23 protein-coding genes and 2 pseudogenes are annotated in these 25,959 nt (G+C 62.1%); 10 read left to right on the plus strand and 15 right to left on the minus strand.

The window, feature by feature from the left end; translation table 11 throughout:
• Positions 1-25: 25 nt before the first annotated feature.
• The 5 genes from HFO99_RS04935 to HFO99_RS04955 all read right to left on the minus strand — a co-directional run bounded on the left by HFO99_RS04935 (position 26) and on the right by HFO99_RS04955 (position 6,613).
• Entirely contained in the window at positions 26-2,158 is a 2,133-nt protein-coding gene (locus tag HFO99_RS04935) for a beta-galactosidase (RefSeq protein WP_222359687.1), read from the minus strand.
• A 17-nt stretch (positions 2,159-2,175) separates the two neighbouring features.
• Entirely contained in the window at positions 2,176-3,321 is a 1,146-nt protein-coding gene (locus HFO99_RS04940; protein ID WP_222359689.1) for an ABC transporter ATP-binding protein, read from the minus strand.
• A 58-nt stretch (positions 3,322-3,379) separates the two neighbouring features.
• Complete coding sequence (locus tag HFO99_RS04945; RefSeq protein WP_222359691.1) at positions 3,380-4,231, minus strand: carbohydrate ABC transporter permease; 852 nt, start codon at positions 4,229-4,231, stop codon at positions 3,380-3,382.
• Positions 4,231-5,115 carry a carbohydrate ABC transporter permease gene (locus tag HFO99_RS04950; protein ID WP_222359693.1) on the minus strand — a complete coding sequence of 295 codons (885 nt, stop codon included), beginning with the start codon at positions 5,113-5,115 and terminating at the stop codon, positions 4,231-4,233. The genes HFO99_RS04945 and HFO99_RS04950 overlap by 1 nt, the downstream gene beginning before the upstream one ends.
• A gap of 223 nt (positions 5,116-5,338) precedes the next feature.
• Positions 5,339-6,613, minus strand: coding sequence for an ABC transporter substrate-binding protein (locus HFO99_RS04955; RefSeq protein ID WP_222359695.1), 1,275 nt, complete (start codon positions 6,611-6,613; stop codon positions 5,339-5,341).
• Between the two features lie 195 nt (positions 6,614-6,808).
• On the opposite strand from HFO99_RS04955, the gene HFO99_RS04960 reads away from it, so the two are divergent.
• From HFO99_RS04960 to HFO99_RS04970, 3 genes are all read left to right on the plus strand, one after another.
• Complete coding sequence (locus tag HFO99_RS04960; RefSeq protein ID WP_222359697.1) at positions 6,809-8,026, plus strand: ROK family protein; 1,218 nt, start codon at positions 6,809-6,811, stop codon at positions 8,024-8,026.
• Between the two features lie 434 nt (positions 8,027-8,460).
• The gene (locus HFO99_RS04965) at positions 8,461-8,847 is read left to right on the plus strand and encodes a cupin domain-containing protein (protein ID WP_222359699.1); all 387 of its coding nucleotides are present in this window, start codon (positions 8,461-8,463) and stop codon (positions 8,845-8,847) included.
• Positions 8,848-9,138: 291 nt separating this feature from the next.
• Positions 9,139-9,666 (plus strand): cupin domain-containing protein, encoded by a 528-nt coding sequence (locus tag HFO99_RS04970; RefSeq protein WP_222359701.1) that lies wholly within the window; start codon positions 9,139-9,141, stop codon positions 9,664-9,666.
• Between the two features lie 78 nt (positions 9,667-9,744).
• Here the strand turns inward: HFO99_RS04970 and HFO99_RS04975 are convergent, their stop codons facing one another.
• Positions 9,745-10,479, minus strand: coding sequence for a phosphotransferase family protein (locus HFO99_RS04975; protein WP_222359909.1), 735 nt, complete (start codon positions 10,477-10,479; stop codon positions 9,745-9,747).
• Between the two features lie 447 nt (positions 10,480-10,926).
• Between HFO99_RS04975 and HFO99_RS04980 the strand changes: the two genes are divergently transcribed.
• Complete coding sequence (locus HFO99_RS04980; RefSeq protein WP_222331641.1) at positions 10,927-11,262, plus strand: antibiotic biosynthesis monooxygenase family protein; 336 nt, start codon at positions 10,927-10,929, stop codon at positions 11,260-11,262.
• Positions 11,263-11,708: 446 nt separating this feature from the next.
• Here HFO99_RS04980 and HFO99_RS04985 read toward each other — a convergent pair whose 3' ends face one another.
• Positions 11,709-12,572, minus strand: a complete 864-nt coding sequence (locus tag HFO99_RS04985) for a DMT family transporter (RefSeq protein ID WP_222331758.1) — start codon at positions 12,570-12,572, stop codon at positions 11,709-11,711.
• A 90-nt stretch (positions 12,573-12,662) separates the two neighbouring features.
• On the opposite strand from HFO99_RS04985, the pseudogene HFO99_RS04990 reads away from it, so the two are divergent.
• Positions 12,663-14,073, plus strand: a pseudogene (locus HFO99_RS04990) (PLP-dependent aminotransferase family protein).
• Positions 14,074-14,339: 266 nt separating this feature from the next.
• Here the strand turns inward: HFO99_RS04990 and HFO99_RS04995 are convergent.
• Positions 14,340-14,741 carry a PleD family two-component system response regulator gene (locus HFO99_RS04995; protein WP_003560657.1) on the minus strand — a complete coding sequence of 134 codons (402 nt, stop codon included), beginning with the start codon at positions 14,739-14,741 and terminating at the stop codon, positions 14,340-14,342.
• A 10-nt stretch (positions 14,742-14,751) separates the two neighbouring features.
• Positions 14,752-16,497 carry a sensor histidine kinase gene (locus HFO99_RS05000; RefSeq protein WP_222359703.1) on the minus strand — a complete coding sequence of 582 codons (1,746 nt, stop codon included), beginning with the start codon at positions 16,495-16,497 and terminating at the stop codon, positions 14,752-14,754.
• Positions 16,498-16,583: 86 nt separating this feature from the next.
• On the opposite strand from HFO99_RS05000, the gene HFO99_RS05005 reads away from it, so the two are divergent.
• Positions 16,584-17,138, plus strand: a complete 555-nt coding sequence (locus HFO99_RS05005) for a GNAT family N-acetyltransferase (RefSeq protein ID WP_222359705.1) — start codon at positions 16,584-16,586, stop codon at positions 17,136-17,138.
• A gap of 302 nt (positions 17,139-17,440) precedes the next feature.
• Here the strand turns inward: HFO99_RS05005 and HFO99_RS05010 are convergent, their stop codons facing one another.
• The 3 genes from HFO99_RS05010 to HFO99_RS05020 all read right to left on the minus strand — a co-directional run bounded on the left by HFO99_RS05010 (position 17,441) and on the right by HFO99_RS05020 (position 20,498).
• On the minus strand, positions 17,441-18,355 hold the full coding sequence (locus HFO99_RS05010) for a phosphotriesterase (protein ID WP_222359707.1): 915 nt from the start codon (positions 18,353-18,355) through the stop codon (positions 17,441-17,443).
• A 215-nt stretch (positions 18,356-18,570) separates the two neighbouring features.
• Positions 18,571-19,221, minus strand: a complete 651-nt coding sequence (locus HFO99_RS05015; protein WP_222359709.1) for a PQQ-binding-like beta-propeller repeat protein — start codon at positions 19,219-19,221, stop codon at positions 18,571-18,573.
• 56 nt (positions 19,222-19,277) lie between these two features.
• Positions 19,278-20,498 carry a helix-turn-helix domain-containing protein gene (locus tag HFO99_RS05020; protein WP_222359711.1) on the minus strand — a complete coding sequence of 407 codons (1,221 nt, stop codon included), beginning with the start codon at positions 20,496-20,498 and terminating at the stop codon, positions 19,278-19,280.
• A 119-nt stretch (positions 20,499-20,617) separates the two neighbouring features.
• Here HFO99_RS05020 and HFO99_RS05025 point away from each other — a divergent pair, with 119 nt between their 5' ends.
• Positions 20,618-21,427: a DUF899 domain-containing protein gene (locus HFO99_RS05025; RefSeq protein WP_222359713.1), complete on the plus strand. Its 810-nt coding sequence runs from the start codon at positions 20,618-20,620 to the stop codon at positions 21,425-21,427.
• A gap of 5 nt (positions 21,428-21,432) precedes the next feature.
• On the plus strand, positions 21,433-21,783 hold the full coding sequence (locus HFO99_RS05030; RefSeq protein ID WP_222359715.1) for a hypothetical protein: 351 nt from the start codon (positions 21,433-21,435) through the stop codon (positions 21,781-21,783).
• Positions 21,784-21,885: 102 nt separating this feature from the next.
• Here HFO99_RS05030 and HFO99_RS05035 read toward each other — a convergent pair whose 3' ends face one another.
• Both HFO99_RS05035 and HFO99_RS05040 read right to left on the minus strand, forming a co-directional pair.
• Entirely contained in the window at positions 21,886-22,545 is a 660-nt protein-coding gene (locus tag HFO99_RS05035) for a metallophosphoesterase family protein (protein WP_222359716.1), read from the minus strand.
• A 199-nt stretch (positions 22,546-22,744) separates the two neighbouring features.
• Positions 22,745-23,491 carry an SDR family oxidoreductase gene (locus tag HFO99_RS05040; RefSeq protein ID WP_222359717.1) on the minus strand — a complete coding sequence of 249 codons (747 nt, stop codon included), beginning with the start codon at positions 23,489-23,491 and terminating at the stop codon, positions 22,745-22,747.
• Positions 23,492-23,879: 388 nt separating this feature from the next.
• Here HFO99_RS05040 and HFO99_RS05045 point away from each other — a divergent pair, with 388 nt between their 5' ends.
• A complete protein-coding gene (locus HFO99_RS05045; protein WP_222359718.1) occupies positions 23,880-24,503 on the plus strand; it encodes an RNA ligase family protein in 624 nt (207 codons plus the stop codon).
• 119 nt (positions 24,504-24,622) lie between these two features.
• Positions 24,623-25,504, plus strand: coding sequence for a transglutaminase-like domain-containing protein (locus HFO99_RS05050; RefSeq protein ID WP_222331632.1), 882 nt, complete (start codon positions 24,623-24,625; stop codon positions 25,502-25,504).
• Between the two features lie 236 nt (positions 25,505-25,740).
• Here HFO99_RS05050 and HFO99_RS33875 read toward each other — a convergent pair.
• Positions 25,741-25,907: pseudogene (locus HFO99_RS33875) on the minus strand (integrase); the annotation flags it as partial.
• Positions 25,908-25,959: the final 52 nt, after the last annotated feature.

Consider the following 25,959-nt stretch of genomic DNA (forward strand, 5'->3'; position numbering starts at 1 on the left):
CCCTGCCTTGCACGTGAAAGCCGCCTCACCCCGCGAGCTCGATGATCGCGCAGCCGTAGCCTTCGAGATCGAGCCTGCCGGCAACCGGCTTTTCGTCATCAAGCAGGTCGCGACCGGCGGGAACGCCGCCGATGGCGGCCGGCTGGTCGGTGTAGTTCTGGATGAACAGCAGCCGGCGGTCCTCATTCATCCGCATGGTCACCTCGACGCCCTCGGGAAGGTCGCCAATCAGCGGCTCGATGCCGACGGGCGCAAACAGCCGCTCGGCGAGCGCTGCCGTCAGATCCGGGGTGAGATAGGTGCCGACATAGACCACCTGCCCCTTGCCGAGCTTGCGCGACGTCGCCATCGGCTGGCCCTCGGCATAGCGGTTGGACCAGGCCGCCACCACCTCGACATCGCTTGCGATCGCCAGGTTTTCATAAAAATGGCCGGCAGCCAGTTCGCGGTTGCCGATCTTGAAGCGGCGTTCGCGGCGGTGCGATTCCGCCGGCTTGTTCGGAGGAATGACAAGCCCGCCCGAACGCTCCATCACATCGAAGAGCCCGTTGGCGCCGGGAGCGGCAAGCCGGCCGAAATCCTCGACGCGCACGCCTGTGAGCTGCGACAGCGAGGTGCCGGGCGCGGTCTCGCGGATGACGTGGTTGTCTTCGTTGCGTGTGCCGGTGCGCGCGCCGATGACGACGGTGCCGCCCTGCTCCGCGAAGGATTTCAGCCTTTCGGTCCATTCGTCCTTCCACATCACCCAGTGTGGGACATAGAGCAGCTTCAGCTTGGAAAGATCGTCCTCGGGATGAATGAAGCCACAGGCAATGCCGTGGTCGTAGCAATATTGGTGCAGCAGGATCGCATCGTCCTGTGGGCTCGGCAGGCCGATCGGATAGGTCTTGTGGGCTTCCTGATTGTCGAAATCGGACCCGGCAATGCCGACATCCATGCGCACATAGGTGCCGAGGATCTTGGGCGCCAGCGCGCTCATCTCGGTGGCGAAGCGTTTCGCCTCGTCATAGCGATGGCGAGCGACATCGTCGTGGTCGATGATGCCCATCCAATAGATCTCCGCGCCGAAATGCGCGGGGCGCCAGCGGAAGAACATCAACCCGTCGGCGCCATGGGCGACCGAGGAAAGCGCCATGCGGCGCAGTTCGCCCGGCTCCGGCGTCAGCGTGCAGAAACCCGGCTGGCTGCCGAAGCCCGATTGCTGCTCGGGAACGATATAGTTGCCCGAAAAACCGCGGCAGATATCGAGATGCAGCGCCTGGACCTTGGCGTGGTTTCCGAGCCGCTGAAACTCGTCGTAGAGCATCGGGTAGATGTCGTAGCCGACGAAATCGAGATCGGTGGTGAACTGGCCGCGAAAGTCGATATCCCTGAGCCCGCCGAGATTGTGGAAGACGAACCAGGAGGATTTAACGGCGCGCAGGATCTCCACCTGGTCGTGCTGGAAGCGCGCCGTTGAGAAGGCGAGGAATCGATGATAATCCTGCAGGTGGCCGGGACTCGGGAAGGTCGGGCCGAACTCGATCGGCAGCACCACCTGGTCGAAGCCGTCATAGGCCGTCGCCCAGAAATCGCCGCCCCACGCCGTGTTGAGCTTGCCGATTTCGCCGTATTTGCCGGCAAGGAAGGCCTGGAATTCGGTGAGCGTCGCCTTGGAAAAACTTTCCGGCATGCTGGTGTTCAGCTCGTTGTCGGTCTGCCAGCCGACGACAAAAGGATTGTCGCGATAATGCTCGGCCATCGCTTTGGTGATACGTCGGCTGTGCTCGCGAAAGACGGGGCTTGCCGTGTCGCAATGCTGGCGCGAGCCATGGCTCATCGGCCGGCCCTTGCCGTCGATCCTCAGAATCTCTGGATGCGCCACGGTCAGCCAGCGCGGCGGCGTGGCTGTCGGCGTGCACATGATCGTGTCGATGCCGTAACGCCCGAGCATGGCGATGGCGCGGTCGAAGAGATCGAAATCGAAGGTGCCGAGCTTCGGCTCGAGAATATGCCAGGCGAATTCGGCCATTCTGACCACGTTGAAGCCGGCCTTCGCCATGCGCTCGGCATCGCGCTCCCAGTAGCTTTCATCGACGTGCTCGGGATAATGCGGGGCGCCGACGAGGAAGCGGTCGGTGTTGACGGAGTTCCATACGGAGAGGGTCTTGTCGGACACGGTGATGTTTCCTGTGATTATCTGTCGAGGGTCGTCTTGCGGGCGCTGATCGTGCGTCCGCCATCGGGCGAGAAGAGATAGAGTTCGCTGGCATCGAGCTTCAGCGCCACGTTCTGGTCGGCGGCAAAAGGCGCGACGTAGCTCAACTGCACCGTGATGTTGCCGGTGCCGCTTTCCGAGGCGATGGTCCTGAGATTGCCGGCGTCGATATAGAGAATGGTTTCGCGCCCGAGATGCTCGACCAGTCGGACTGCACCGTTGATCGCCCCGCCTTGCGCCCCGTCGGCGACCATCGATATGTTTTCCGGCCTCACACCGAGCGTCAGGCTGGTGCCCTTCGCCAGCACGGTCGCCTCCGCCAGTTCCACCGTCACCGGCACGAGACCCGGTGCGGAGACCGTGACATTGCGGCCGGACACCTCGTCGAGGGTAACGCCGAGGAAGTTCATCCGCGGGGCGCCGAGAAAGCCCGCGACGAAGAGATTGTCAGGGTTGCGGTAGAGTTCGAGCGGCGAGCCGACCTGCTCGATCACCCCCTGGTTCAAGACGACGATGCGGCTTGCCATGGTCATGGCCTCCACCTGGTCGTGGGTGACATAGACCATGGTGGCGCCGAGCTCGGCGTGCAGGCTGCTGAGCTCGACACGCATCTGGGTTCGAAGTGCCGCATCGAGGTTCGACAGCGGCTCGTCGAACAGGAAGACGTCGGGCGAACGGGTGATGGCCCGGCCGATCGCCACACGCTGCCGCTGCCCGCCGGAGAGCTGCTTCGGCCGCTTCTCCAACTGATCGGTGATCCTCAGGATCTTGGCCGCGCGCGCCACGGCCGCCTCGATCTCTGCCTTCGGGCGCTTGGCCATGCGCAAACCGAAGCCCATGTTCTCCGCCACCGTCATATGCGGATAGAGCGCGTAGGACTGGAAGACCATGGCGATGCCGCGATCCCCTGGCTCCTGTTTGCTGACGTCACGACCGTTGATCAGGATCTGGCCGGAGGAGATCTCCTCCAGGCCAGCGATCGTCTTCAAAAGCGTGGACTTGCCGCAGCCGGAGGGGCCGACCATGACGATGAATTCGCCATGCGCTACGGAAAGATCGATGCCGCGCAGCGCATGATAGGCGCCGTAATTCTTGTTGATCTGTCGGAGTTCGAGACTGGTCATGCGTCCTGGCTCTCTGCTGTTGAAATCGGAACTTCCAAGGACCTGTTGTCGAGATCGCTCATCCCTTCACCGCGCCCATCGTCAGACCGGCGATGAAGTGCCGCTGCATCAGGAAGAACATGATAACGGGCGGCACCGCGACGACGATGGTGCCGGCGGAAATCAGGTTCCATGCTGACACCCATTCGCCGCGAAGATTGGCAAGGCCGGCGGTAACAGGCTTGACGGAGTCGCTAACGGTCAGCACCACGGCCCAGAAATAATCGTTCCAGATGAAGGTGAAGATCAGGATGGCGAGTGCGGCCAGCGCCGGCCGCACCAGCGGAATCGCTACATGCCATAAGGTCTGGAAGGGAGACGCCCCCTCGGCGCGCGCCGCCTGGAACAGCTCGTCGGGTAGTGCTGCGATGAAATTGCGCATGAACAGCGTGGCAAAGCCCGTCTGGAAGGCGACGTGGAAGATGATCAGCGATGCCGTGGTATCGATCAGATCAAGCCGGACCATCAGGTCCCGCACCGGGATCATCATGATCTGGTGCGGCAGGAAATTGCCGCCGACAAACAGCGCGAAAATCAGCATGTTGCCGGGAAAGCGGTAGCGCGACAGCACATAGCCGGCGAGCGTGGAGAGCACCAGCACGCCGATCACCGAGGGAATGGTGATCGTCAGGCTGTTGAGGAAGTAGCGGGCCATCGGTGTCTGCGTGAAGACATCAGTATAGTTGTCGATGACGCCGATCCCGGTCGGCCATCCCCATAGATTGCCGCCCATGACATCCTCGGTCGAGCGGAAGGAGGTGAGGATGATCGCAAACAGCGGGCAGAGCCAGAGCAGCAGGACGATGACGACGGCGAGCACATAGAGGCGGCGCTGCCAGATGGCGGCATCGGGAATGGGACGAGGATACATCAGCCTCCCCTTTCTTCGGTATGGATGATGCGGCTGAGGTACCAGACGATGAAGGCGGCCATGATCACGAACAGCACCGATGCGATCGCCGCGCCGTAACCGAAGCGGTAGGAGAAGATCGACTGTTCGAACATCTGGTAGGCGAGAACCGAGGACGAACCGAACGGGCCGCCGTTCGTCATCACCGACACCATGTCGAAGGACCTGAGTGCCCCGACGACGGTGACGGCAATGGCGATGAAGGTGACCTGGGTCAGCTGCGGCAGCACGATGTGCCACAACATGTTCCAGCCCCTTGCCCCGTCGACGCGCCCTGCCCCGATCAGCTCTTCGCTCAAATTGTTGAGGCCGGCGAGATAAAGCACCATGCAGAAGGTGATCTGCGGCCAGAGCGCGGCAATCACGATCGCGAAAGTGACGAAATGCTCGTCGGAGAGAACTGCCGGCGCCGTCGACCCGAACGCCCTGAAGCTCAGCGCGAGCAACCCGAACTCCGGCGTATAGACCCAGGTGAAGACGACGCCGACCGTCACCGAGGCGAGCACCAGCGGAATGAAGAACAGCGACTTCAGGAATCGCATGCCGCGGATTTTCTGGTTGACCAGCAGCGCGATGGCGAGCCCGAGAGGTGGTGCCGCCATGAACATCACCAGCCAGATCAGGTTGTTCTTCAGCGACACGTAGAATTGCGGATCGTTGTAAAGCTCGACGTAATTGCCGAAGCCGATCCAGACCATCGGGCCAAAGCCATCCCAGTCATGCAGGCTGATCCAGAGACTCCTGACCGCCGATAGCAGGATGACCGTGAAGAACAGCACGATCGCGGGCGCGATGAGCAAAGTCGGTGTGAGCCACCAACGCTGGCGGCGCCATAATGTCAGCATTTCAGGAGCCTCATATTATCGTACGGCGCTTTGCCACCCAAGCGAAGAGTAGGCTGCGGGCGCCTCAAGCTGCGGGCAAAGCCCGCCAACCTCTCTTTCGTCATACTCGGGCTTGTCCCGAGCATCTGCCCACGTCGATGCGCAGCAGATCCTCGGCACAAGGCCGAGGATGACGTCGAGTGAAGGGCGCAGCCTACCAACAAACTGGGCTGAGACGTCCAGATCAGATCTTGTAAATCCGCTTGCGCGTGCCTTCGAGCCGCGTCAGGATGGCTTTCCGCCGGTCGGGTTTGGCCATGAACTCCTGGAAGCCGACGAGGCCTGCCTGCGCCATGTCGGGGTCGCTGTCGCGGTCGTAATATTGCGACGTGCCCTGCACCGTCTTCATCGTCTCGACCGCGATATTCACCAGCGGATCCTTGCTCGGCGGCAGATCGCTGCGCGGCGGCACGTTGCCGCCCGGCTCCAGATAAGCCGCCAGATTCTCCGGCTTGTAGAAATAGGCGAGGAAATCGCGTGCGCCCTGCTTGTTCTTGGCTTTGGCTGGAATGTGGATCGAATTGACCGAGAACTCCTCGAAGTGGCCGACCTTGGCGTCGAGCACCGGGAAGGTCGCATAGGAGAGCTGCGGCAGATCTTCGGCGGTGAAAGCCGAGCGCAGGAAAGCGCCGAGGTTCATCATGCCGGCCTTCTTCTGCGCCAACAGCGCCGCGGCCTCCTGCCAGCCGAAGGACGTATGGTTCTCCGTGAAGAACCCCTTCGAAACCATCGCCTCCCACTGGTCGAAAACCGCCGTCAACGCGGGATCGAGATAGCTCATCTCGCCGTTCATCAGCGCCATATGCTTGTCGAGGCCGTTGATGCGAAGGTTCATCTGGTCGAACCAGCCGGCCGCCGGCCACAATTCCTTGGTGCCGATCGCGACTGGCGTGATGCCCGCGGCCTTGCACTTGTCGCCATAGGCCATGAACTCGTCGGCCGTCTTCGGCACGGTCAGACCATGCTGCTCGAACACATCCTTGCGGTAGAACATGCCCCAGAGCGTGCCGCCTGTGGGAAGGCCGTATTGCTTGCCGTCGTCTGTGACGGCGCCGGCCGTGGCACCCAGCACGTCCTTGTACTTCTCCTTCTCGAAAAGGTCGGAGATGTCGTCGAACAGGCCGCGCTTGACGAAGGCGCGCATGCGGTTGCCCGAAAACCAGGAGCAGACGTCAGGCGCGCCGGCGACGAGATAGTTGCGAATGGCCGTCTTGTGGGCCTCGTGGTCCATATTGTTGATGACGACGTTGACACCGGCTTCCTTGCTGAAGCTCGCGGCGATCGCCTTCAGCGCGTCGAGCGCAGCGCCATTGTTTTCGGCCGAGATCATCGTGACCTCCTGGGCCTGCGCGATCGCCGGGATCGGAAAGCTGCCGCTAACCGCTGCGGCGGAAACCAGCCCCGCGCCCTTGAGGAAGCGTCTGCGGGTGGTCGACGGAAATTGCTTCAAAAATGTCATTGAATTCCTCCCAGTTGATCGATCGACATCTCCCGACCGTCGCCTCCTCCATGAAACGACCGACCAGGCATTCAATGCTGCGATCTGCTCCGCGATTCCTGCGATAATCCGCCTTGCTGAGTTGATCCGCGGCCGAACTTATGCATAGATCGTTCCAGCTCGCAATAATTAATTTACAAAATTAAGGAATGCCTAGTGAAGTTAAAAGGCGACCAGACCACGGCGAGAGCCATGAACCGACGCCTCATCCTCAACCTTCTCCGGCGGGAGGGGCCGAGGAGTCGTGCCGACATCGCCACCGTCATCGGCTTGAGCCCGGCCGCCGTCACCTTCGTCGTCGCCGACCTCTTGGAGGAAGGCATCGTCATCGAAGGGAAGACCGTGCCCGGCCTCACCGGCCGCCGCCCGATCCCGGTGGATATCAATTACGAACACGCGCTTGCCGTCGGCTTCAAGCTGATGGTGGATTCGGTAGAGTGCGTGGCAACCGACCTTGCCACCAACCCCGTCGCCGCCATGCGGGTAAGCCTCGACGGCCACGAGCCCGATAAGGTCGCCGACCTGCTGGCGGGCACCGTTCCCGAACTGGTGAAGCTCGCCGGCCGGCCGAACGCGAAGCTCGCCGGCATCGGCATCTCCATGCCCGGCGTCATCAACCACGAACAGACGGCCTGCGTGCGCAGCTACCGATTCAAATGGGACAATGTCCCCCTCGCCTCGCTCGTCGCCAGCCGCGTCCATGTCCCGGTGTGGCTGGAAGACGACACCAACGCCTATGCCATTGCCCAGCAGCTCTTCGGACTCGGCCGCCAGCATCGCAACATGGCCGTTCTCGCCGTCGGCGTCGGCATCAGCTGCGCCCTCGTCATCGACGGCAAGCTCTATCGCGGTGCCAATGGTGCTGCCGGCAAATTCGGCCACACGCTTTACGAGGAGAACGGCCGGCTCTGCGAATGCGGCAAGCGCGGCTGTCTGATGGCCTATCACTCCGAAGCATCGATGCTCCGGCGCTGGGGGGAAGCGACCGGTCGCGAGGAACTCGGTCTACCGGAACTGTCGGCTGCGCTCGCATCAGGCGATGCCACCGCCCTCGCCCTCGTCGCCGATTCCGGCCGCGGCATCGGCACCGCCCTTGCCAATCTCGTCAATATCACCGACCCCGAAGTCATCGTCGCCGGCGGCGAAGCCGTCTCCCTCGGCGACCCTTTCCTGACACCACTGCGCGAAGCGCTTTCCGCCCGGACCTTCCGAACCGCCCCGCCGCTCTTGCCCGACTGGGAGGACAATTCCTGGGCCCGGGGTGCCGCCGCCCTGGTCACCCAGAAAATATTCGACTTCGAGTCGTCGGGCGGCGTTACCGACATCGCCAGCTTGGCGAGTGTCATGACCGCGGGTTCGTCGTCGGCGGCGTAAAGCCGCGAGAGATCGGCGGGATTGCTTGCCGGGTAAGGCGCCGTGCAAAGCCCCCTCTGGCCTGCCGGCCATCTCCCCCACAGGTGGGGATATTGGCTGGGCGCACCGGCTTCCCAAACAATGAGCGTCCAGCACGACGAAACGGTAGATGGGGCAGGAAGTTCAAGCCACTTGTGATCTCCCCACCTGTGGAGGAGATGCCCGGCAGGGCAGGGCAGAGCGGGGCTCCAGGGCACACCCTATCACAAGCAACGTAGGCCAACCGATGACGGCCCAATCTTGGACAGTTATCTCACGCAGAACAACCCAGCCGCGCCGCAGATACACTGGCTTACAAAAATGCTGGTTTGCCGACACATCCCTGGTTCAATCATCGACTTAAATCCCGATGCGGCCAACCGGTCGGAAATGGTCAATTCAGGAAGGATGACGACATGAAAATGATCCAAGCTATCGCGCTCGCCCTTGTTCTCGGCGGCCCAGTGACAGCACATGCAGAACAGCCGCTGCAGCGCACCGATCTTATCAAGAACGATATCGATGTGGCCGGCCACGAGGTCGTTCAGGTGCGCGTCGATTTCGCGCCCGGCGTTCTCGCCCCCAGTCACACGCATCCCGGCGAGGAGATCGCCTTCGTCATCGAAGGAACGTTGGAATACCAACTCGAGGGCAGGCAGCCGGTTACCCTCAAAGCCGGCCAATCCTTGTTCATTCCCACCGGCGTCGCTCACTCTGCGAAGAATGTCGGCAGCGGCAAGGCGTCGGAACTGGCAACCTACATCGTCCGCAAAGGGGAGCCGCTGGTCGTGCCCGCCAAGTGAGCCGTCGTATAACCAGTGATCAGGCTGCGCACCACTTTTCTTGCCATTCTTGTGCTCTCGCAGGAATGGAGGAAACGTGGGTTTTGGCTGCCCATTGATAAGAATTCGCTTTGCCGCGCCGCCCTTCGTCCCCCTGCCGGGAGAGGGTTACAGTGAAAGGCGTCTGAGCCAACGACGACCAACCACACCACTTGCGTGCGGGCAACCTTTTCGCCCTTGCGGTCGCCTTCCATTCACGGCAGCATGTCCGTGTTCTCAATCATCTGAACCTCTCACATCAGGAGGATTACCATGGCAACGTCGGAGCGGCCGGCCTTTGTCGTCCATTGGAGCGAGATCGAACGGCCTGACGACTCGCACTATGACGATGACAACGAGCTGATGAGCATTGGTGCGCCTTTCGGAGGTTATTTCGGCCTGGCAAAATTGGGCATTCATCACGAGCGCTTGCCGCCTGGCCGGCGCACATCTTTTCCGCATGCCGAGAGCGCCGAGGAAGAATTCGTCTATGTCATCGAAGGCGCGCCCGACGTCTGGCTCGATGGCCATCTCCATCGGCTGAAGCCCGGCGACGCCGTCGGATTTCCCGCCGGCACCGGGATCGCCCATAGTTTCCTCAACAACACGCAAGCCGAAGTGCACCTCCTCGTCGTCGGCGAGCGCCATAAGCCCGAAAACCGGATCTTCTATCCACTCCACCCTCACCGCCGACCACTGCACGATGATTGGTGGGATGACCATCCCACCCACGCCCTCGGTCCGCATGACGGGATGCCGGATCTGGTGCGGGAAGCAAAGGGCCGAGGAAACAGCGAATAGGTCAGCGGGCCGATAGCCGGCCGTAATGGCGGCTTCGCGCAAAGCGGAGACCAACGCTTGCTTGAGCTTCGACAGTTATCAACTCACGCCAGCCAACCGCAACAGCTGGTCGTTTTCGTTTTCAACGCCTTCCGTCAGCCGGGCGGCGGCAATCGCGGGAAGCCAGGCGAGAATGTCGCCGATCTCCGCCCCGGTGACCGAAGCGTATGCTTCGACATAGCCCATCGCCCGGTCCGGCATCGCATGGTGCAACAACACGTATGTTCGGCAGACATCGGCCAGAGGATTGCCGCAGCACGCGTCGAGCCAGTCGACGATCATGAACCCCCGTCCCGAGCCGTGAATATTCCAGGGGTGAAAATCGCCGTGACACACCCTGTCGCCATCCGGAAGAGAATCGAGTTTTGACAGGAGCCGCTTTCTGGACGCAGCATCCAGCCCCTCGGCTTGCTGGATCCTGGCGGAAAGCCTGGCCATGAGAGACGGCAACCCTTCGCCGGGTTTTTCGTGAAGTCTTCGATGCAGTTGCGCCATGTCTTCAAGCGGCGCTCTTCCTGCCGTCAAGACGAATTGGTCGGCAAAACAGGAGCTGGGCGCGCGATCCATCAACACGCCCCAGCGCCCATCGAATTCACCGACCGCGTGGACCTTTGGCGTCGGCAGCGCGAGCCTCTCCAGGATCGACAGGTTTGCAGCCTCCCTGAAGGACGACGCCTTGGAGGCGGCTGGCCTGTACAGCTTCAGCGCCAAGGCGCCAAATTCGAAGACCTTGGCCTCTTTACCCGAACCAAGGAGCCGACCGGTTTCGGTCATTGCAGAGCTCCAATTTCTGAATTCAGCACGATTGCATGGGGATCTCGCGAGAAATGCGGCGATCACCGCCATCGCAGTTTGCCACGGTCGACGAAAACGGGTGAGCGAAATTGTCGGGGCCAGCACCTGCCGCCGGCGGACCTGGCCGAGCGCCATAGCCATAGGAGCAACTCTTGCGCCTTCCCGATATTGAGAGAGCGCGAGGGCCTAGGCTGCCGTCACAACGGATCGCTGATACCTATCAACGAGAACTTGTCGAACCATGATGGATGGTATTCTGTCAAAAGCTCCGGCGCAGCCATGGCAGCATCGAGTTGTCATGGCGGGTGGATGACTCACGATGAGGGGTAATTCGCCGCGGCTAAGATTACTCTTTCGCAGTATGCCGACAGCAGTCACTGCGATCGCGGCGATAAGCCACGCATATAGCAACCGATCGGAGCTCAAATGTCGACCGCCGCTTTGCCTGAACCGCCATACTATATGGTCAGTTTTTCATCTCAACGAACCAAGGTCGACAACGGCTATGGCGAGATGGGCTATGCGATGACGGAACTTGCAAAACAGCAGCCGGGTTATCTCGGCTTCGAAAGCGCTCGCGGAACAGACGGTTTCGGCATACTCATCTCCTATTGGAAGGATGAGGATAGCATTCGAGCCTGGAAATCAGTCGTCGATCACGTTCAGGCGCAAAATCGCGGCCGGTCAGATTGGTACACCCGGTACGAAATCCGTGTTGCGCTCGTCACGCGAGCCTATGGATTCAATATTGAAGAGACATGAGTTGGCTTGTTTGGACAGCCAAGACTAAGCGCGTGAAACGGAAGCACATTTCCTTTCGAAATGCAGCCGGGATCTAACGTCGCCTCCGCATGAAGATCATTGAAATTTTACGAATTTCCAAAAGCCTTCGGCAATCGAAGCCTGGTTAAGTCGCGTCGTCTGGCTGATGGGTGTACCAATGACGACGCGACAGCTCACCTTCGCAATAGTTTGGGCCTGCATATTCACCTGCCTTGCCTTCGGATATCTGCTGTCCGGAGTTTCGCTCCGGGGAATGGAAAGGCGATATGTACATGAAAGGCGCTGCACCGGCGGCTTACCTTGCTATCATGAAAAACGGGATCTCTGGTTGTCGGATGCCTTGGACAAGGCACAAGCCTCCAACAGCCGCGATTGACGGCAAGTCGTCCGTATTCAGTTGACGGGTTCCCGGTCGATCCGCCCCCCTACCGCGCAAACCTGCGGGCGCCCGCGACACACAGGATGACGGCAACGGTCACGGCGAGCATGGCCCAGGTCACGGGCTCGTGCAGCAGGGTTGCGGCGAGCGCCAGCCCGAAGAACGGCTGGAGCAACTGCAGTTGACCGACGGCGGCGATGCCGCCCTGCGACAGGCCGCGATACCAGAAGATGAAGCCGATCAGCATGGAAAACAGCGAGACATAGGCAAGGCCGAGCAGCGCCGGCATCTCGATGCCGGAGAAGGTCTCCGGCTGATGGAAAAGCGCGACCGCGACCGTCACCGGCAGCGACAACACAAGCGCCCAGGAAATCACCTGCCACCCACCGAGCGTGCGCGAAAGCCTGCCGCCTTCGGCATAGCCGAGGCCGCAAACGATGACCGCCGCCAGCATCAGCAGATCGCCGACCGGCGAGGCCGTCAGGCCTTGCGTTAATGCGAATCCCGCCACCAGCGCGCTGCCGAGAACGGAAAAGGCCCAGAATGCCGGCTTCGGCCGTTCTCCGCCACGGATCACGCCGAAGATCGCGGTCGCGAGCGGCAGCAGGCCGATGAAGACGATCGAATGGGCTGAGGTGACATGCTGCAGCGCCAGGGCCGTCAGCAGGGGAAAGCCGACAACGACGCCGAGCGCCACAACGGCCAGGGAGAGAATATCACCTCGGCTCGGCCGCTTCTCCCTGAAAGCAATCAGCAGCCCAAGCGCGAGGAAGCCGGCGATCGCCGCGCGCGCCACGGTGAGAAAGACGGGATCGAACTGCATCACCGCCACGCGGGTTGCCGGCAGCGATCCGCTGAAGATCACCACCCCGATAAAACCATTGATCCATCCCGATGCCATGCGGTCCATGATGCGCTGCACTCCTTCATTTCCTAACCCTTATCGGCCAACAGCGATGGCCATGACAGTGACAGTCTGATACGATTTTGCGAAACTGTAATGATGCAGAAAGCAATACAGATGAAACGAGGGACGCACACGCGTGGAGATGGTCATCGCGACGATCAGGCAGCGCATCACCGGGCGCAGCCTGACGCCGGGCGCAAGGCTGCCCTCCGTCCGGGGGCTGGCCGCGACGTTGAAGCTGTCGACTTCGACCGTCGTCGATGCCTATGAGCGGTTGGTCGCCGAAGGCGCGATCCTGGCAAGGCCAGGCTCGGGATTCTACGTCGCCAACCAGGCAGCGCCCTTTGCGCTTGCCGAGGCTGGGCCAAGGCTCGACCGCGCGGTCGATCCCTTCTGGATATCGCGGCAATCGCTGGAGGCCGGCGAAGCCGACCTGAAGCCCGGCTGTGGCTGGCTGCCACCTTCCTGGCTGCCGGGGGACGGCATGCGCCGCGGGCTCAGAACACTTGCCCGCGCCGACGGGCCGGCGCTCGCCGACTACGGCTCGCCGCTCGGCTTGCCGCAACTGCGCCAGCTGATTTCGCGGCGCATGGGCGAACGGGGGATCGAAGCCTCCCCGGACCAAATCATGCTGGCCGATTCCGGCACACAGGCAATCGATCTGCTCTGCCGTTTCCTGCTGGAACCCGGCGACACCGTGCTGGTCGACGATCCCTGCTATTTCAATTTCCATGCGCTGCTGCGCGCCCATCGGGCAAAGATCGTCGGTGTGCCCTACACGCCATCCGGTCCCGACATCGATGTATTTGCCCAGATCGTCGCCGATGAACGTCCGCGGCTCTACATCACCAATTCCGCCATCCACAATCCGACCGGCGCAACCTTGTCTCCCGTTACGGCTCACCGGGTTCTAAAACTCGCCGACCAGTTCGACCTAGCCATCATCGAGGACGATATCTTCGCCGATTTCGAATATACGCCGGCACCCCGCCTTGCCGCCTTCGACGGGCTCGAGCGGGTCGTTCACATCGGCAGTTTCTCGAAAACCCTGTCGGCCTCAGCGCGCTGCGGTTTCGTCGTGGCGAAGCCGGAGTGGATCGACGGCCTAACAGACCTCAAGATCGCCACCTCCTTCGGCGGCGGCCGGCTGACGGCGGAACTGGTACTAAACGTCTTGAGCGACGGCAGCTATCGCAAACACATGGAGACGCTGAGACACCGGCTCTCCCGGGCGATGAGCGAGGTCTCGGGCAAACTGAAGAATCTCGGCATAACGCCCTGGCTGGAGCCCCAGGCCGGGATGTTCCTCTGGTGCCGGCTGCCCGAAGGCATCGATGCGGCTGATGTGGCGCGGGCCGCACTGGAAAAGAGGATCGTTCTGGCACCAGGAAACGCATTCAGCCTGTCGCAATCGGCAACGAATTTCATGCGCTTCAACGTGTCTCAGACACTCGATCCAAGGGTGTGCGAGGTGCTGGGTGATGCGCTGGCAAGAAGAGGATGATGGAAGGTGGGCCATCGCGGAACGATCGCCCTCTGCTCGCGGCGTCCACCCCTCTTATGAGGGCGGCATCCACCAACGCTGACTGTTTAGGAGCGATAATTCACCAACGCCCCTCATCCTGAGGCGCGCACCCGCAGGGCGAAGCCTCGAAGGACACGCCGCAACGCAGCTCTTTGCAAGCATCAACCCCGGCGCACCCGCCCCGCCCTTCGAGGCCCCTGCGGGGCACCTCAGGATGAGGCTCTCTTGGGTCTCCCCGGTAACCATCAGAACGACCGGTGAACCGCCTTGTCGTTGGCAAGACGCGTCACGCAGCCTTCGAGCTTGGCGAGCAGCAGATCGAAGTCGAGCGGCTTCGTCAGATAGTCCGCCGCTCCGCCGCGCAGGCCGGCTAGCGTGTTTTCCCGGTCGGTCAGTGCCGTCAGCAGGATGAAGGGGATGTTGGAAAGCTCGGGGTGGTTGATCTGAATTTCCGCCAGAAGCTGGTGCCCATCCATCACAGGCATCGAAATGTCGCTGATGACGATATCGGGCCACTTCGACAGGATCATTTCCAGTCCCTCGGCGCCGTTCGATGCCTCGAGCGTCTTGTAGCCGGCTTCGCTCAATTCTTCGACGAGGAGGTTCCGGATCTCGACTTCGTCTTCTATGCACAGGACTGTAACCATGAGCTCTTCCTTAAGCTGCGACTTGTTGATCCGACAATAGAAACTCTATTGGCAGAAGAATGGTGAATGTTGTGCCTTTGCCGAGCTCGCTCGTCACCTCGACGGTGCCGCCATGCAGTTCGACGACCTGCTTGACGACGTTGAGGCCGATGCCGGTTCCGGCAATGCCCGTCGCGCTGCGGGCGCGATAATAGGGCTGGAAAAGCTTCGGCAGATCCTCCGCATCCATGCCGATACCACTGTCGGAGATGGCGATCTCCACCGTTTTCTCGTCGGCCCGGGCGCGAACACGAATGTCAGGCGCGTTGGGCGAATATTTGACGGCGTTCGAAATCAGGTTGGTGAAGACCTGTTCCATCGCGCTGCGGTCGAACGTCAATACATCCGGTATGGGCTCGAGATCGAGATGGAACACATGCGAGCGGCTGAGGTGGCGCTGCCTGTCGCAGCAGGTGACGAGCAGGGCTTTCAGATCGCCTTCGCTACGCTTCAGTGTGATCTGTCCGGTTTCGAGCCGACCGCTGGCGAGGATACTCTCCATCAGATCGACCATGCGCACGACCGCGCTGCGGATCACGCCGGCTTTTTCATGAACGTAATCGCCGCTGACGTTGGTCGTCGAGCGGCAAAGCCGCTGAGCGGCAGCGTCGATGATGGCGAGCGGCGTTCGAAACTCGTGCGAGGCCATGGCGACGAACTGGCGCTGGAGCGCATTCACCTGGCGTTCGTGCACCAGCAGGCGGTCCAGTTCCTCTCTCTGCCTTTCGATCTCGGCCGTTCGATCGGCCACCATCTCTTCCAGATGGTTGCGGTGGTGGGTGAGTTGCGCCTGGCTGTCCAGCAGGTTCAGTGACGTGCGATGCAGACCTCGCCCAAGCCAGAAGACGACGGCGATCAGCAGCGCCAGGCAGCCGAGCCCCGCCGGTGCGATTTGCCGAAGCAGCATGAACCCGGGCAGGATAGGCGGCCACACGAGATAACCGATGGTGCCGCCGTCATGGGACGACACAGGCACTTGCGCCCGCTCGTCCTCCCCTTTCGAAGGCGCGAAATGCAATCCTTCGAGCCGCGCATAGTGGGCAACGCTTTCGGTAGCCTTTCCATCGAGGAACTTGACCGAGACGGCGACGAACTCCTGGCCCGCCTCGATCTGCATCCGGGCCGAGCTCGGGAGAATGGGACGCGCGCTTGTTATCGCCGGCCGGTTGCCGATCATGATCGTCCGAACCTTGGCCAGTTGACCTAGCGCTTCGGCGCTGGGCTTTACAGCTCGCTCGACGAGAACGGCGCGCATCTCGCCGGCGAGGGCGGTCACTTCTCGGCCGTCGTCGTCACCGAGCCGCGGCGGCATGGCATCCGCGCCGTCGCGGAACGCAAACATCAGGCGATTGGTATCGTCGAAGATATAGGTCCTGTCGTGCCCGAAATACCGGCTCGTCCACTGGCCGACATTGTCGAGCAGCCATTCATGGTTCCGTTGCTTGGCATAAAGGAAGGCATCGTCCCATCTGGTGACGCTTTCCTGCTCCCGGGGAAGTGCCGCGATCTGCTCTTCCAGTCCTTGGCCGACGAAGTCAGCCTGCCGGCGCAAGGAGAGATCATCGACCTTCACCGCCGCGAGCCACGCAAATCCGCACAGCAATGCGGCCGCCGCGCAGGTGAGCGTCACCAAGACGAATGTAATGTGGGATGTGAGCCCGACCTTCAATACCTGCAACCTTTTGATGGCGCCCGCTGCCGAGAAATTGACACGCAAAGGTTGACGGACCGTGAATTATGCGCTCCCGTGCGGGCCTGCGGCAGGTCTGCGATAGGCATTCCGCGATCGTTAAGGAGAAGCACATGGATGCAGCAGCATCGCCGGATAAGTCAGGCATCAGGATCGAACCGATCGCTGCCGTTCATATTGACAGCTTTCATCATGCGCTCGACGTGGTCGCGCGGGAGAAAAAATACCTGTCCATGCTGGAAGCAACGCCCCTGCCGCAGACGCGTGAGTTCGTCATGAGCATGATTGCGAAAGGCAATCCGCAATTCGTAGCCACCGCTGGAGGCGAAGTCGTCGGTTGGTGCGACATCAGCCGGCATTTTTTCCCGTCGCACGCCCATCGCGGCAAACTCGGAATGGGGATTCTTCCCGCCTATCGGGGCAAGGGTCTCGGACGACGGCTCATCGAGACGACATTGAGAGCCGCACAGAAAAGCGGTTTTGCCCGGGTCGAACTCGATGTTTATGAAGACAACGCCCGTGCTATCGCTCTCTACGAAAAGATGGGATTTGCCCGCGAAGGCATCATCCGACGTGCGGCACATATCGACGGTCGGTTCATCGATGCGATCAGCATGGCGCTTTTGTTCGACGAACGCGGGGCGGCGGCTATCGCCGAGAATTCTTGAACGTGTCAGCTGACGCTTCTCAAATCGCCAGCCTCGGAGAGAAATCACCGCCAAGGGCATCGTGACGCAGACCGATCTCACGATCCGGACAAGTTGCGCGCACTTCAGATAGAGTGGATCGCGAAGCTGTCGGCAGGCACGCACGCTCTCATCATCTGCCGATCGGCTTTTGATCGGTCCTCACTGCATTATCAGTGAACTCCGCTCTCACCGAGCTGAGGTGACCGCAGTCGGCTGAACCGGGCTTTGAGCGGGGTATCGCGACATGATTGTCGCAGGATTCTTTCGCCGGGCCACTCCCCCTATCGGGCAAAAGCCTCGAACGGATTGTCGTGGGTCAAGCGCATCAGGGTCCCGTCGTCTATGCCCCGCCGTTTCAGCTCGGGCAGCAAGACCGTGGAAAGATGGGTATACGGTTTGGGTATCCCGCCCATCGGCAGCGCCGGATCGAACCAGCCGCGGTCATGGCTCAACAACAGGCGATCGCCGCAGCCCGCCTGCAGCGCCTTGATCACAAGTTCCGCCACCTCGTTGTCCCCGCCCCGGCCGACATGGTCATACTCGATCCAGGCGCCTCGCTCGGCGACAGCGACGTTATAGGCGAAATCCTTTTCCTCCTGCGTGTGGATCGAGATGAACCTATCGGCCCTGTAACCCTCCGCCTCGATGACATCGAGCTGGTCCATGACGACCCGTCCCCTGATCGTATGACTGCCGATGACGGCGCCCGTTTGGGCCGCCGCGCGCGCGGCTGCCCGCAGGATTTTCGTCTCGAGCGCCGTCATACCGTCATCGCCGGCGCTGAGCTTGATCCAGCCTGCCTGGAACCCGGTCTCGTCGATCTGCTCCGTCAGCTCGCGAAGCATCCACGCCTCCAGCTCCTTCTCGGAGGCATCGCGGACCCATTCGGGAATCCAGGGTTCACGGTAATTGCCGGTGGGCACGACGATCGGAAAATCCGTCGCGAGCGACACGGCAAGATCTATATCCGCACGGCGTCCGACGCCGCCCGTCGAGCATTCGACCAGTGCCGTCACTCCGAGCTTCTTGATCCGCTCGATCTCGGGGGCCATCAGCCGAACGACGTCTTCGATCTCTGCTTCGGCATAACCGAGCTGGTCCGGCGTCCTGAGGTCGACGAAAACGTGCTCGTGCGGGAGGATCATCCCAAGTTCGGCTTTGCTTTTAGGCCCGAGCGTCGTGCGCAGATATTTCAAAGTCTCTCCCCCACGATCATACCGGCTTTGCGAACTGGCCTCGACCGACACTGCCGCAAAAGTAGATCGTCACGTAGCGAAATCAATCGCGCACTCGATTGAAATTCCCACAGCTTGACCCTGGTGTCGATTTCCAACTTGGCGCCCGGATTGCTGGCGAGCTAATTGTCGCTGGGGAGAGATATGCCGCGTCGGCCCCTTCGACGTCGCATCGGCTACTTCCCCTCCTTGCCCTGCGCCGGCCGGCTGATCGCGCGGACCTTGCCGCTGGCGCCGCCACCGCAAAAGAAGCAGTCGGCGCCGTCGGATTCGAGGCCGGAGACGCCGGTTCCCTCCGGCATATCCAACCGCTCAAGCACCTCGCCGGTTTCCGGGTCGATGCGCCTGACATCGCTGTCGTCGCCCTCCCAGGTGCCGTGCCAGAGCTGGCCGTCGACCCAGGTGACGCCCGTCACGACGCGGTTGGATTCGATGGTGCGGAGGATCTTGCCGGTTTCCGGGTCGATCTGATGGATCCTGCAGCCCCGGTGCTGGCCGACCCAGAGCGAGCCTTCGGCCCAGGCAAGGCCGGAATCACCCCCATTGCCGGGCGCCGGGATGGTGGAAAGGACACGGCCGGTCTTCGGATCGATCTTGTGAATGACATCCTCGGCGATCTGATAGAGGAACTCGCCGTCGAAAGCCGTTCCGGCATGGGACGCAACCTCGATCGAGCGCACCACCTCGCCGCTTGCGGGATCGAGCGCGTTCAGCCTGTCGCCCGAGGCGAACCAGACGTGCTCACCATCGAAGGTGACGCCGTTGACGCGCTCGGCGCCGGGAAAGGGTCCATATTCACGGATGATCGTCGCAGCCGATTTTTTCATCTCTTCCGTCCTGTTTGCCCCGTTTGACCAGGGCCATCCTCATCTGTCAGGCCATACTAGTCGCTTGGCAACGGTCCCGGGAGTAACAAGATCGTCGGGAAACCGGGCAGCGGCGGGCTCATCCAACGCCGCGCCCGCCCGCGTCCGAAAGATTGCACCTTCCCCTCCCCGGCAAGCGAATCCAGCGCCCGCTGCACGGTCCGCGGGCTGGCGCCGAGCGCGATCGCCAGCGCGGAGCTCGACCACGCCTCGCCATCGGCCAGAAAGGCGAGCACCGCCCCATGCTGGCCTTCGACCAGCGGCGCCAGCACGGCGGTTTCGCCGGCGCGCCGCGGCGAAAGCGCAAAGCCGCGTTTCGTCGCCGAAACCTCCGCCAACTGCCGCAGCTCGGCGCGCAGCCGGCCGATCTCGACGCGCAGCCGGGCGCGATGTGATTCATCGGCATGTTTGCCGCGGAAGGCGCGCGCGATGAGCGTACCCCTGGCCATATCCACCGGCCAGGCTTCGGCAAGCGCGCGGGCGAGCACGAAGAGCACCGGCCGCGTTGCCAGCGACACGGAAAGCTGATCGTCGCGCACGATATGGCGGCAGGCATCGAAGACGAGCGCGCCCGAACCTAGCAGCTCTTCCACCTCCTCAAGCCGCAGCGGGCTTTCCCGCCAGCGCGAGATCAGCCGTGCCACGGGTGCGTTGAGTACGCCGGCGGCATTTTCCACCTCCGCCGTCAATACCGGCATAGCGGCCTCGCGCGCCGCTTGCCTCGCCCGGCCAAGAGCCGCACGCGCCGCTTTCGTCTGCAGGCGCCGGATCGCGATACCCGCGACAACAAGCTCATGTGCAGCCCTTGCCGCCGGCGGCAGCGGCGTCGGGTCGAGTGTTTCGAGCGCCCGCTCGGCCTCGTCGAGCCGGCCGATCAGCACCAGCCGGCGAAGCTCGACATTCCTGGCATGGGCGGCATTGATCCTATCGCCGTGCGCTTCGAGCACCTTGCGCGCCGCCTCCAGCGCTTTGGGCGGCCAGGTGAGATCGCGAGAGACCAGCGCGATCTCGGCCTCGGCGACCACGCAGCGGGCGCGCGCCACCGCCTCCCGCGGGCCGAAAGCACGCGCCGCACTCTTCAACAGCGCCTTGGCGCGGACGAGATCGCCGAGCTGCGCCATCGCAATGCCGCGCAGCGCCAGCGCCGGCGCATCGTCGCGCAGCGCCACCCGCTTCAGCGCGCCGAGCGCATCTCCCACTGCCAGCGCCCGCGCAGCTGCCGTGATCAGCGAGTCCATTCAAATCCTGTCACACTTGTCACTCCCACCCTTGCCCTGCCCGGCCGTAGCTTTGTCGTCGACCGGCAAGCAACCCCGCGCCGGATGGTACGACGAGAAACAGGCAAAGGAGAAGACCCATGAAAATACAACTCGGAACACGGCAGCAGTGGCTGGAAGCGCGGCTCGACCTGCTCGATGAGGAGAAGGCGCTGACGCGGCAGAGCGACGCGCTCGCGATGAAGCGCCAGCAATTGCCCCGCGTGAGGATCGACAAGGAATACCGCTTCGACACCGAGGCCGGCAACGTTTCGCTGAAGGATCTCTTCGGCGGCCGTTCGCAGCTCCTGGTCTATCACTTCATGTTCGGGCCGGATTATACCGCCGGATGCCCCTCCTGCTCCTCGATCGCCGACGGCTTCAACGGCTTCTTCGTCCATCTCGAAAACCACGACGTCGCCTTCACCGCGATCTCGCGCGCGCCGCTGGCAAAGCTTCTGGCATTCCGGCAGCGCATGGACTGGAGCTTTCCCTGGGCCTCCTCCTCCGGCAGCGACTTCAACAGCGATTTCAGCGTCTGGTTCACCCCCGAGCAGCAGCGCCAGGGCGGGATAGAATATAACTACCGCCGCGAGCCGCCCGCTCCCGAACAGTCCGCCTCCGAACCATTGGCCGGCAGGACCGTGCAGGAATGGCAACTGCGCGGCAGCGAGGGACCGGTCGCCCAGATCGCCGCCATGACCGAAACGGATGTCGCGACCTACACCCGCGACCGGCCCGGAGTCAGCGCCTTCGAGCTTGCCGACGGCGCCGTCTACCACAGCTATTCCAGCTATGCCCGCGGCCTGGACGGGTTATGGGGCATGTACCAATGGCTCGACCGCGCCCCCAAGGGCCGCAACGAAACCGGCATCTGGTGGCGCCACCACGACCGGTACGGCAAGGAGTGACGCTGATGCTGCTTTCCGCCCATACTCCAGAGCGAGGCGACGGCAACGTCGCTCTCAACGCCGCCGAATGGCTCTCGCTGGCCGCCGCAGCAGACGCATCAGCTGCTAATCCGAGCAGTGGCATCGCTAGGCCGGGCGGCCGGATCGCCGCCCACACTGCCGATTGGTTGTCGCTGGCTGCCGCCCCGACATTCGCGGTCATGGCGCTGCTGACAGCCACGACCGGCAGCGCCGACATGATTTGCATGACGACGCTGGATGCCTTCCCGATCGGCGGAATGGTGCCCATGTACCTGCTGATGAGCAGCTTCCACCTGGCGCCTTGGCTGCGGCTCGCCGCCAATTGGCGAGCCTGAGCGATCGGTAACGCTCCGCGACGCCGCCGATATCTCTTCTCCCCAGCGGGGAGAAGAGGGAGCTAGCCGCACTGCCGCTCAACCGCCTCCGGCCTTGTCCCCTTACCAAAGCGACCCAGTTCGTGCCCTCACCTCGATAAAGTCGATCGGCCCGCCGGCAATATCGTCGTCGAAGATCGCACAGGAAAGCTTGCCGCCGAAGACGCAGCCGCTGTCGATGTTGGTGCGATTTCCTGTCGTCATCGGGTTCGACATCGATGGCGTATGGCCGTGGACGAGGTGTTTGCCCCAATATTCGCCTGGCTCACCGGCCAGGAACCGCATCCATAGAAGATCGTCCTGACTCTGCCGGTCCAGCGGAAATGCCGGATCGACGCCGGCGTGGACGAAGATGCGGTGCCGATCGACATGCATGAGCGGACGATCGGCCGCCCATTGCAGATGCTGCGGCAAAACCCTGCCGCCATAGGATATTTCGGTCTCCAGCCCGCCGTTGCCGAGCCATACGGCTCTGCTCTGACCGTCGGCATAGGCAGCGACCATCATATCCTCATGATTGCCTTTCAGGCAGATCCATCTCCAAGGCTCCGATGGACCGGCAATGATCCGGTCGAGGACACTTTTGCTGTCGGGCCCGCGATCGACATAGTCGCCAACGAAGACGACGGTCCCTCCAGGCGCATAGGCCGCGATCCGATCGATCATCCTGTTCAGCGGATCGATACAGCCATGGATATCACCAATGGCGAACGTGTAACGCATGCTTCGATCCTCTCGGCTGCAGTGCGACGGCGCGCGGCCAAGACGAGAAGACACACCAGGGCACTACGCCGAGGCTCACTCCCCACGCCGTCCACTGCATCATAACAAACGAAAGCCCGCCGCCATCGCGAAAACCGACTCAATCTCCAGCATTTATGGCGGTTGGCTCTCCTTCCGCTTGAGGCAATCGCCACAACAATCACGCCTGCGCAGTGGGGTAGAGCGTCAGGATATTGACATTGACCCTGCGCGGCTGCGTCACCGCATAGACAATGGCCGCGGCGATGTCCGCGGCCTCTAATTGCTCCATGTCGCCAAGCCTTTGTTCCACCGCCTCGCGGACACTGGCGCGCATATGGGAGGTAAACTCGGTCCTGACGGCGCCAGGCTCGATGCAGGTAACGCGAATGCCATCCCGACCAATCTCGCGCCGCAGCGATTCCGCCATAGCGCTCGCGGCATGCTTGGTGCCGGAATAGACCGTCGAGGGATGAATGTAGCGGCCGGTGCCGGAGGAGACGATGACGATATGGCCGGCGCCCTGCTGCTGCATCGCCGGCAACGCCGCATGGATCGGATAGAGCAGCCCGAGGAAGTTGACCTCGACCATCTCCCGATACTCGGCGGTGGTCGTGTTCCGGAACGGCGCGGCAACGCCGACGCCGGCGACGCAGAGCAGCATGTCGAGGCTGCCGAAATCGCCGATCGTCCGCTGCACCATCGCCGCAGCCTGTGCCTCGTCGGACACGTCGGCCTCGATCGGTAGGACCTCACCGCCGCGCTCGCGGATGCGCTCCGCCAACGCCTCGAGGCGCGGCATGCGGCGGGCGGCGATCGCCACGCTTGCCCCTTCCTCCACCAGCGCCAGAGCGGTCGCCGCACCTATGCCAGACGAAGCGCCGGCAATGAGGGCGACCCTGCCACTGAGCTTTTTGTCTGTCTGCATACCGGCTCTCGCGTTTTTTGGTTCAGGGTGAAATTATCGGCAATTAGGCTGCGATGATCATGGCAACAATACTGTATAAATCGAACAGACTATGTCGACCTCGAGGCATAATGCGCGGCAGCGACTACGCGGAGTTCAAGGCGTTCGTGACCATCGTCGCGCAGGCGCGATTCAGGGGCAGCAGAGACCGCTCGAAGAAACCGCAATGGATCGTAGGATGACAACCAGACAGGGCACCCGTCGGCAATCGCCGTGACAGTCGCCGAAGATGCCGATCCACGGACGATTATCGCATCAATAAAGCCGGGCGTTGCGTACCATCAGGGGCAGCTTGTAGCCTAAAGGCGACCTTGCATTGTGCAATCGCCAACGGCTATGCCTTCATCCCATGAAAAAATACGGACGAACCTATCACCTGCCGATTTCGCCCGGAGCGACAAGCGACGACAAGGTCATGACAAAGCTTGACGGGCTGATGATCGCCGATCTTGTCATCACCGAGAAAATGGATGGTGAGAACACGACCATTCATCGGGGTGGCTCTCACGCCCGCAGCCCCGACAGCCGTTACCATTCGTCGCGCGATTGGCTTAAGGCCTTTGCCGCCGGGATCAGCCCGCAACTGGCAGACGGCGAACGCATCGTGGGCGAGAACCTCTATGCCCGGCACTCGATCAGTTATGATGATCTGCCGTCATACTTCCTCGGCTTTGCATGGATTATCGAAGGCGAAGTTCAATCCTGGGATCTGACTCTGGCTCGGTTCGAAGAACTGAGCATCGTTCCCGTGTCGACTCTGTATCGGGGACCGTACAAAGCCGCCCTGTTCGAGGATATTGCGGCCTCGCTGGATAGGACCAAGCAGGAGGGGTTTGTCGTTCGGATCGCTGATGCGTTCCTGGAAGCCGAAATGCCAGTTCGGATGGGCAAGTATGTGCGGGACAACCACGTTCAGAGTGAAATGCATTGGATGCAGTCGGAACTCATCCCCAATCGCTTGGCAAATGCCTGACAGTCGCTCGCCTCTCCTGTCCTGTGCTTGTCACAGGAATCCAGCCACGCCGCTCGCGGGCCTCACGCATGGCCCGCGGGATCTTGCCCTGCCACGCCTGACTTATCATACTGCCCGGCATGAGCGGACAGGAGAGCTCCATCGAGTTCTACACGCGACCCGGCCGGATGACCTCGGCCGGGCTGCATGCGCCTACCGTTGCCGCGCTCCAGGGCGTCGGCGCCGTTGCCGCCGCCGTGCACGGCACGCTGCTGCATGATGCCTGGGCGCAACACTACGATCAGGTGCTGACGCCGGAACGAAGGGCGCAATCGCACACGCGGCCAGCGGGCGAGATACTCGATACGATCATGGCGATCGATCCTGCGCCCCTCGACATCCCGCGCCCGCCTGACAAGCGCAGCATCGGGACATGCCGCAATTTCACCGTGCTTGCCTGCGCTGCACTCAAGGCCCAGGGCGTGCCGGCACGCGCCCGCTGCGGCTTCGGCATGTATTTCGAGGCCGGCAAGGGCATTGATCACTGGATCACCGAATATTGGGACGGAGAGCGCTGGGTGTCTGCGGACTTCCAGATCGACGACCTCCAGCGCGCTGCGTTGAAACTCGATTTCGATCCTCTCGACCAGCCTCCGGGCAAATTCCTCAACGCCGGCGAAACCTGGCAGCGCTGCCGCGCCGGCACCGCCGACCCCGGCAAATTCGGCATCTTCGACGAGTCGGGCCTATGGTTCATCGCGATGAATCTCGTGCGCGATTTCGCCGCCCTCAACAATATGGAGATGCTTCCTTGGGACAATTGGGGATCGATGCCGCAGCCCGAGGAAGAAATATCTCCGGATGGCTTGGCGCGCTTCGATCGTCTCGCCACGCTGACGGTCGACGCAGACCAACACTTCGGCGAGCTGCAGGCCCTCTACCAGGACGATGCCGGGCTGCGCGTGCCGGCGCAGGTCTTCAATGGCGTGCGGCAGCAGATGGAGAATGTGGGCAGCGCATGATTTATGGAATGGCTGAGATCGCCGCTTGTTCCCCCTTCTCCCCGCAGGGAGAAGGTGGCCCGAAGGGTCGGATGAGAGGGCCGCACGATACGCCCTTCATGCTGCTCTTCGCTTGCGCTCAGCGCATTCGCGGCTTTGCCGCTCACCCCCCATCCGCCTTGTCCAGCTGAAAGATGGGTAACAGATTGAACCGGATACATAGGTTACAGTTCCGGCGCAGTTTCCCGTGGATGGGGATCGATGACGCCGAGGGGATGAGCATAGAAGCGCGCGGCCCACTGCCCATCCTCGGTTTCCTCGACCGCCACGGGTTCGCCCGCGAGGCCCCGGCGATGTAGATCAGGTCACCGTTCCATTTGATCTCGCCGTTGTGGCGCACCCGCCTGACCGCCGCCCCGGCGGGGCGGCTAGCGCGCCAATGCCGCAGAAGTGATGTACCGCATCCACCCGGTTCC

This window comes from Rhizobium leguminosarum (genome assembly GCF_019798305.1).
Lineage (GTDB): Bacteria > Pseudomonadota > Alphaproteobacteria > Rhizobiales > Rhizobiaceae > Rhizobium > Rhizobium leguminosarum_U.

Coding starts and splice junctions, on each gene's coding strand:
- HFO99_RS05050 (WP_222331632.1), top strand. CDS start 24,623: ATGAGCGGACAGGAGAGCTCCATCGAGTTCTACACGCGACCCGGCCGG.
- HFO99_RS04945 (WP_222359691.1), bottom strand. CDS start 4,231: ATGTATCCTCGTCCCATTCCCGATGCCGCCATCTGGCAGCGCCGCCTC.
- HFO99_RS04995 (WP_003560657.1), bottom strand. CDS start 14,741: ATGGTTACAGTCCTGTGCATAGAAGACGAAGTCGAGATCCGGAACCTC.
- HFO99_RS05045 (WP_222359718.1), top strand. CDS start 23,880: ATGAAAAAATACGGACGAACCTATCACCTGCCGATTTCGCCCGGAGCG.
- HFO99_RS04955 (WP_222359695.1), bottom strand. CDS start 6,613: ATGACATTTTTGAAGCAATTTCCGTCGACCACCCGCAGACGCTTCCTC.
- HFO99_RS04950 (WP_222359693.1), bottom strand. CDS start 5,115: ATGCTGACATTATGGCGCCGCCAGCGTTGGTGGCTCACACCGACTTTG.
- HFO99_RS04975 (WP_222359909.1), bottom strand. CDS start 10,479: ATGACCGAAACCGGTCGGCTCCTTGGTTCGGGTAAAGAGGCCAAGGTC.
- HFO99_RS04940 (WP_222359689.1), bottom strand. CDS start 3,321: ATGACCAGTCTCGAACTCCGACAGATCAACAAGAATTACGGCGCCTAT.
- HFO99_RS05040 (WP_222359717.1), bottom strand. CDS start 23,491: ATGCAGACAGACAAAAAGCTCAGTGGCAGGGTCGCCCTCATTGCCGGC.
- HFO99_RS05015 (WP_222359709.1), bottom strand. CDS start 19,221: ATGAAAAAATCGGCTGCGACGATCATCCGTGAATATGGACCCTTTCCC.
- HFO99_RS04980 (WP_222331641.1), top strand. CDS start 10,927: ATGTCGACCGCCGCTTTGCCTGAACCGCCATACTATATGGTCAGTTTT.
- HFO99_RS05035 (WP_222359716.1), bottom strand. CDS start 22,545: ATGCGTTACACGTTCGCCATTGGTGATATCCATGGCTGTATCGATCCG.
- HFO99_RS05005 (WP_222359705.1), top strand. CDS start 16,584: ATGGATGCAGCAGCATCGCCGGATAAGTCAGGCATCAGGATCGAACCG.
- HFO99_RS04970 (WP_222359701.1), top strand. CDS start 9,139: ATGGCAACGTCGGAGCGGCCGGCCTTTGTCGTCCATTGGAGCGAGATC.
- HFO99_RS05020 (WP_222359711.1), bottom strand. CDS start 20,498: ATGGACTCGCTGATCACGGCAGCTGCGCGGGCGCTGGCAGTGGGAGAT.
- HFO99_RS05025 (WP_222359713.1), top strand. CDS start 20,618: ATGAAAATACAACTCGGAACACGGCAGCAGTGGCTGGAAGCGCGGCTC.
- HFO99_RS04965 (WP_222359699.1), top strand. CDS start 8,461: ATGAAAATGATCCAAGCTATCGCGCTCGCCCTTGTTCTCGGCGGCCCA.
- HFO99_RS04985 (WP_222331758.1), bottom strand. CDS start 12,572: ATGGACCGCATGGCATCGGGATGGATCAATGGTTTTATCGGGGTGGTG.
- HFO99_RS05030 (WP_222359715.1), top strand. CDS start 21,433: ATGCTGCTTTCCGCCCATACTCCAGAGCGAGGCGACGGCAACGTCGCT.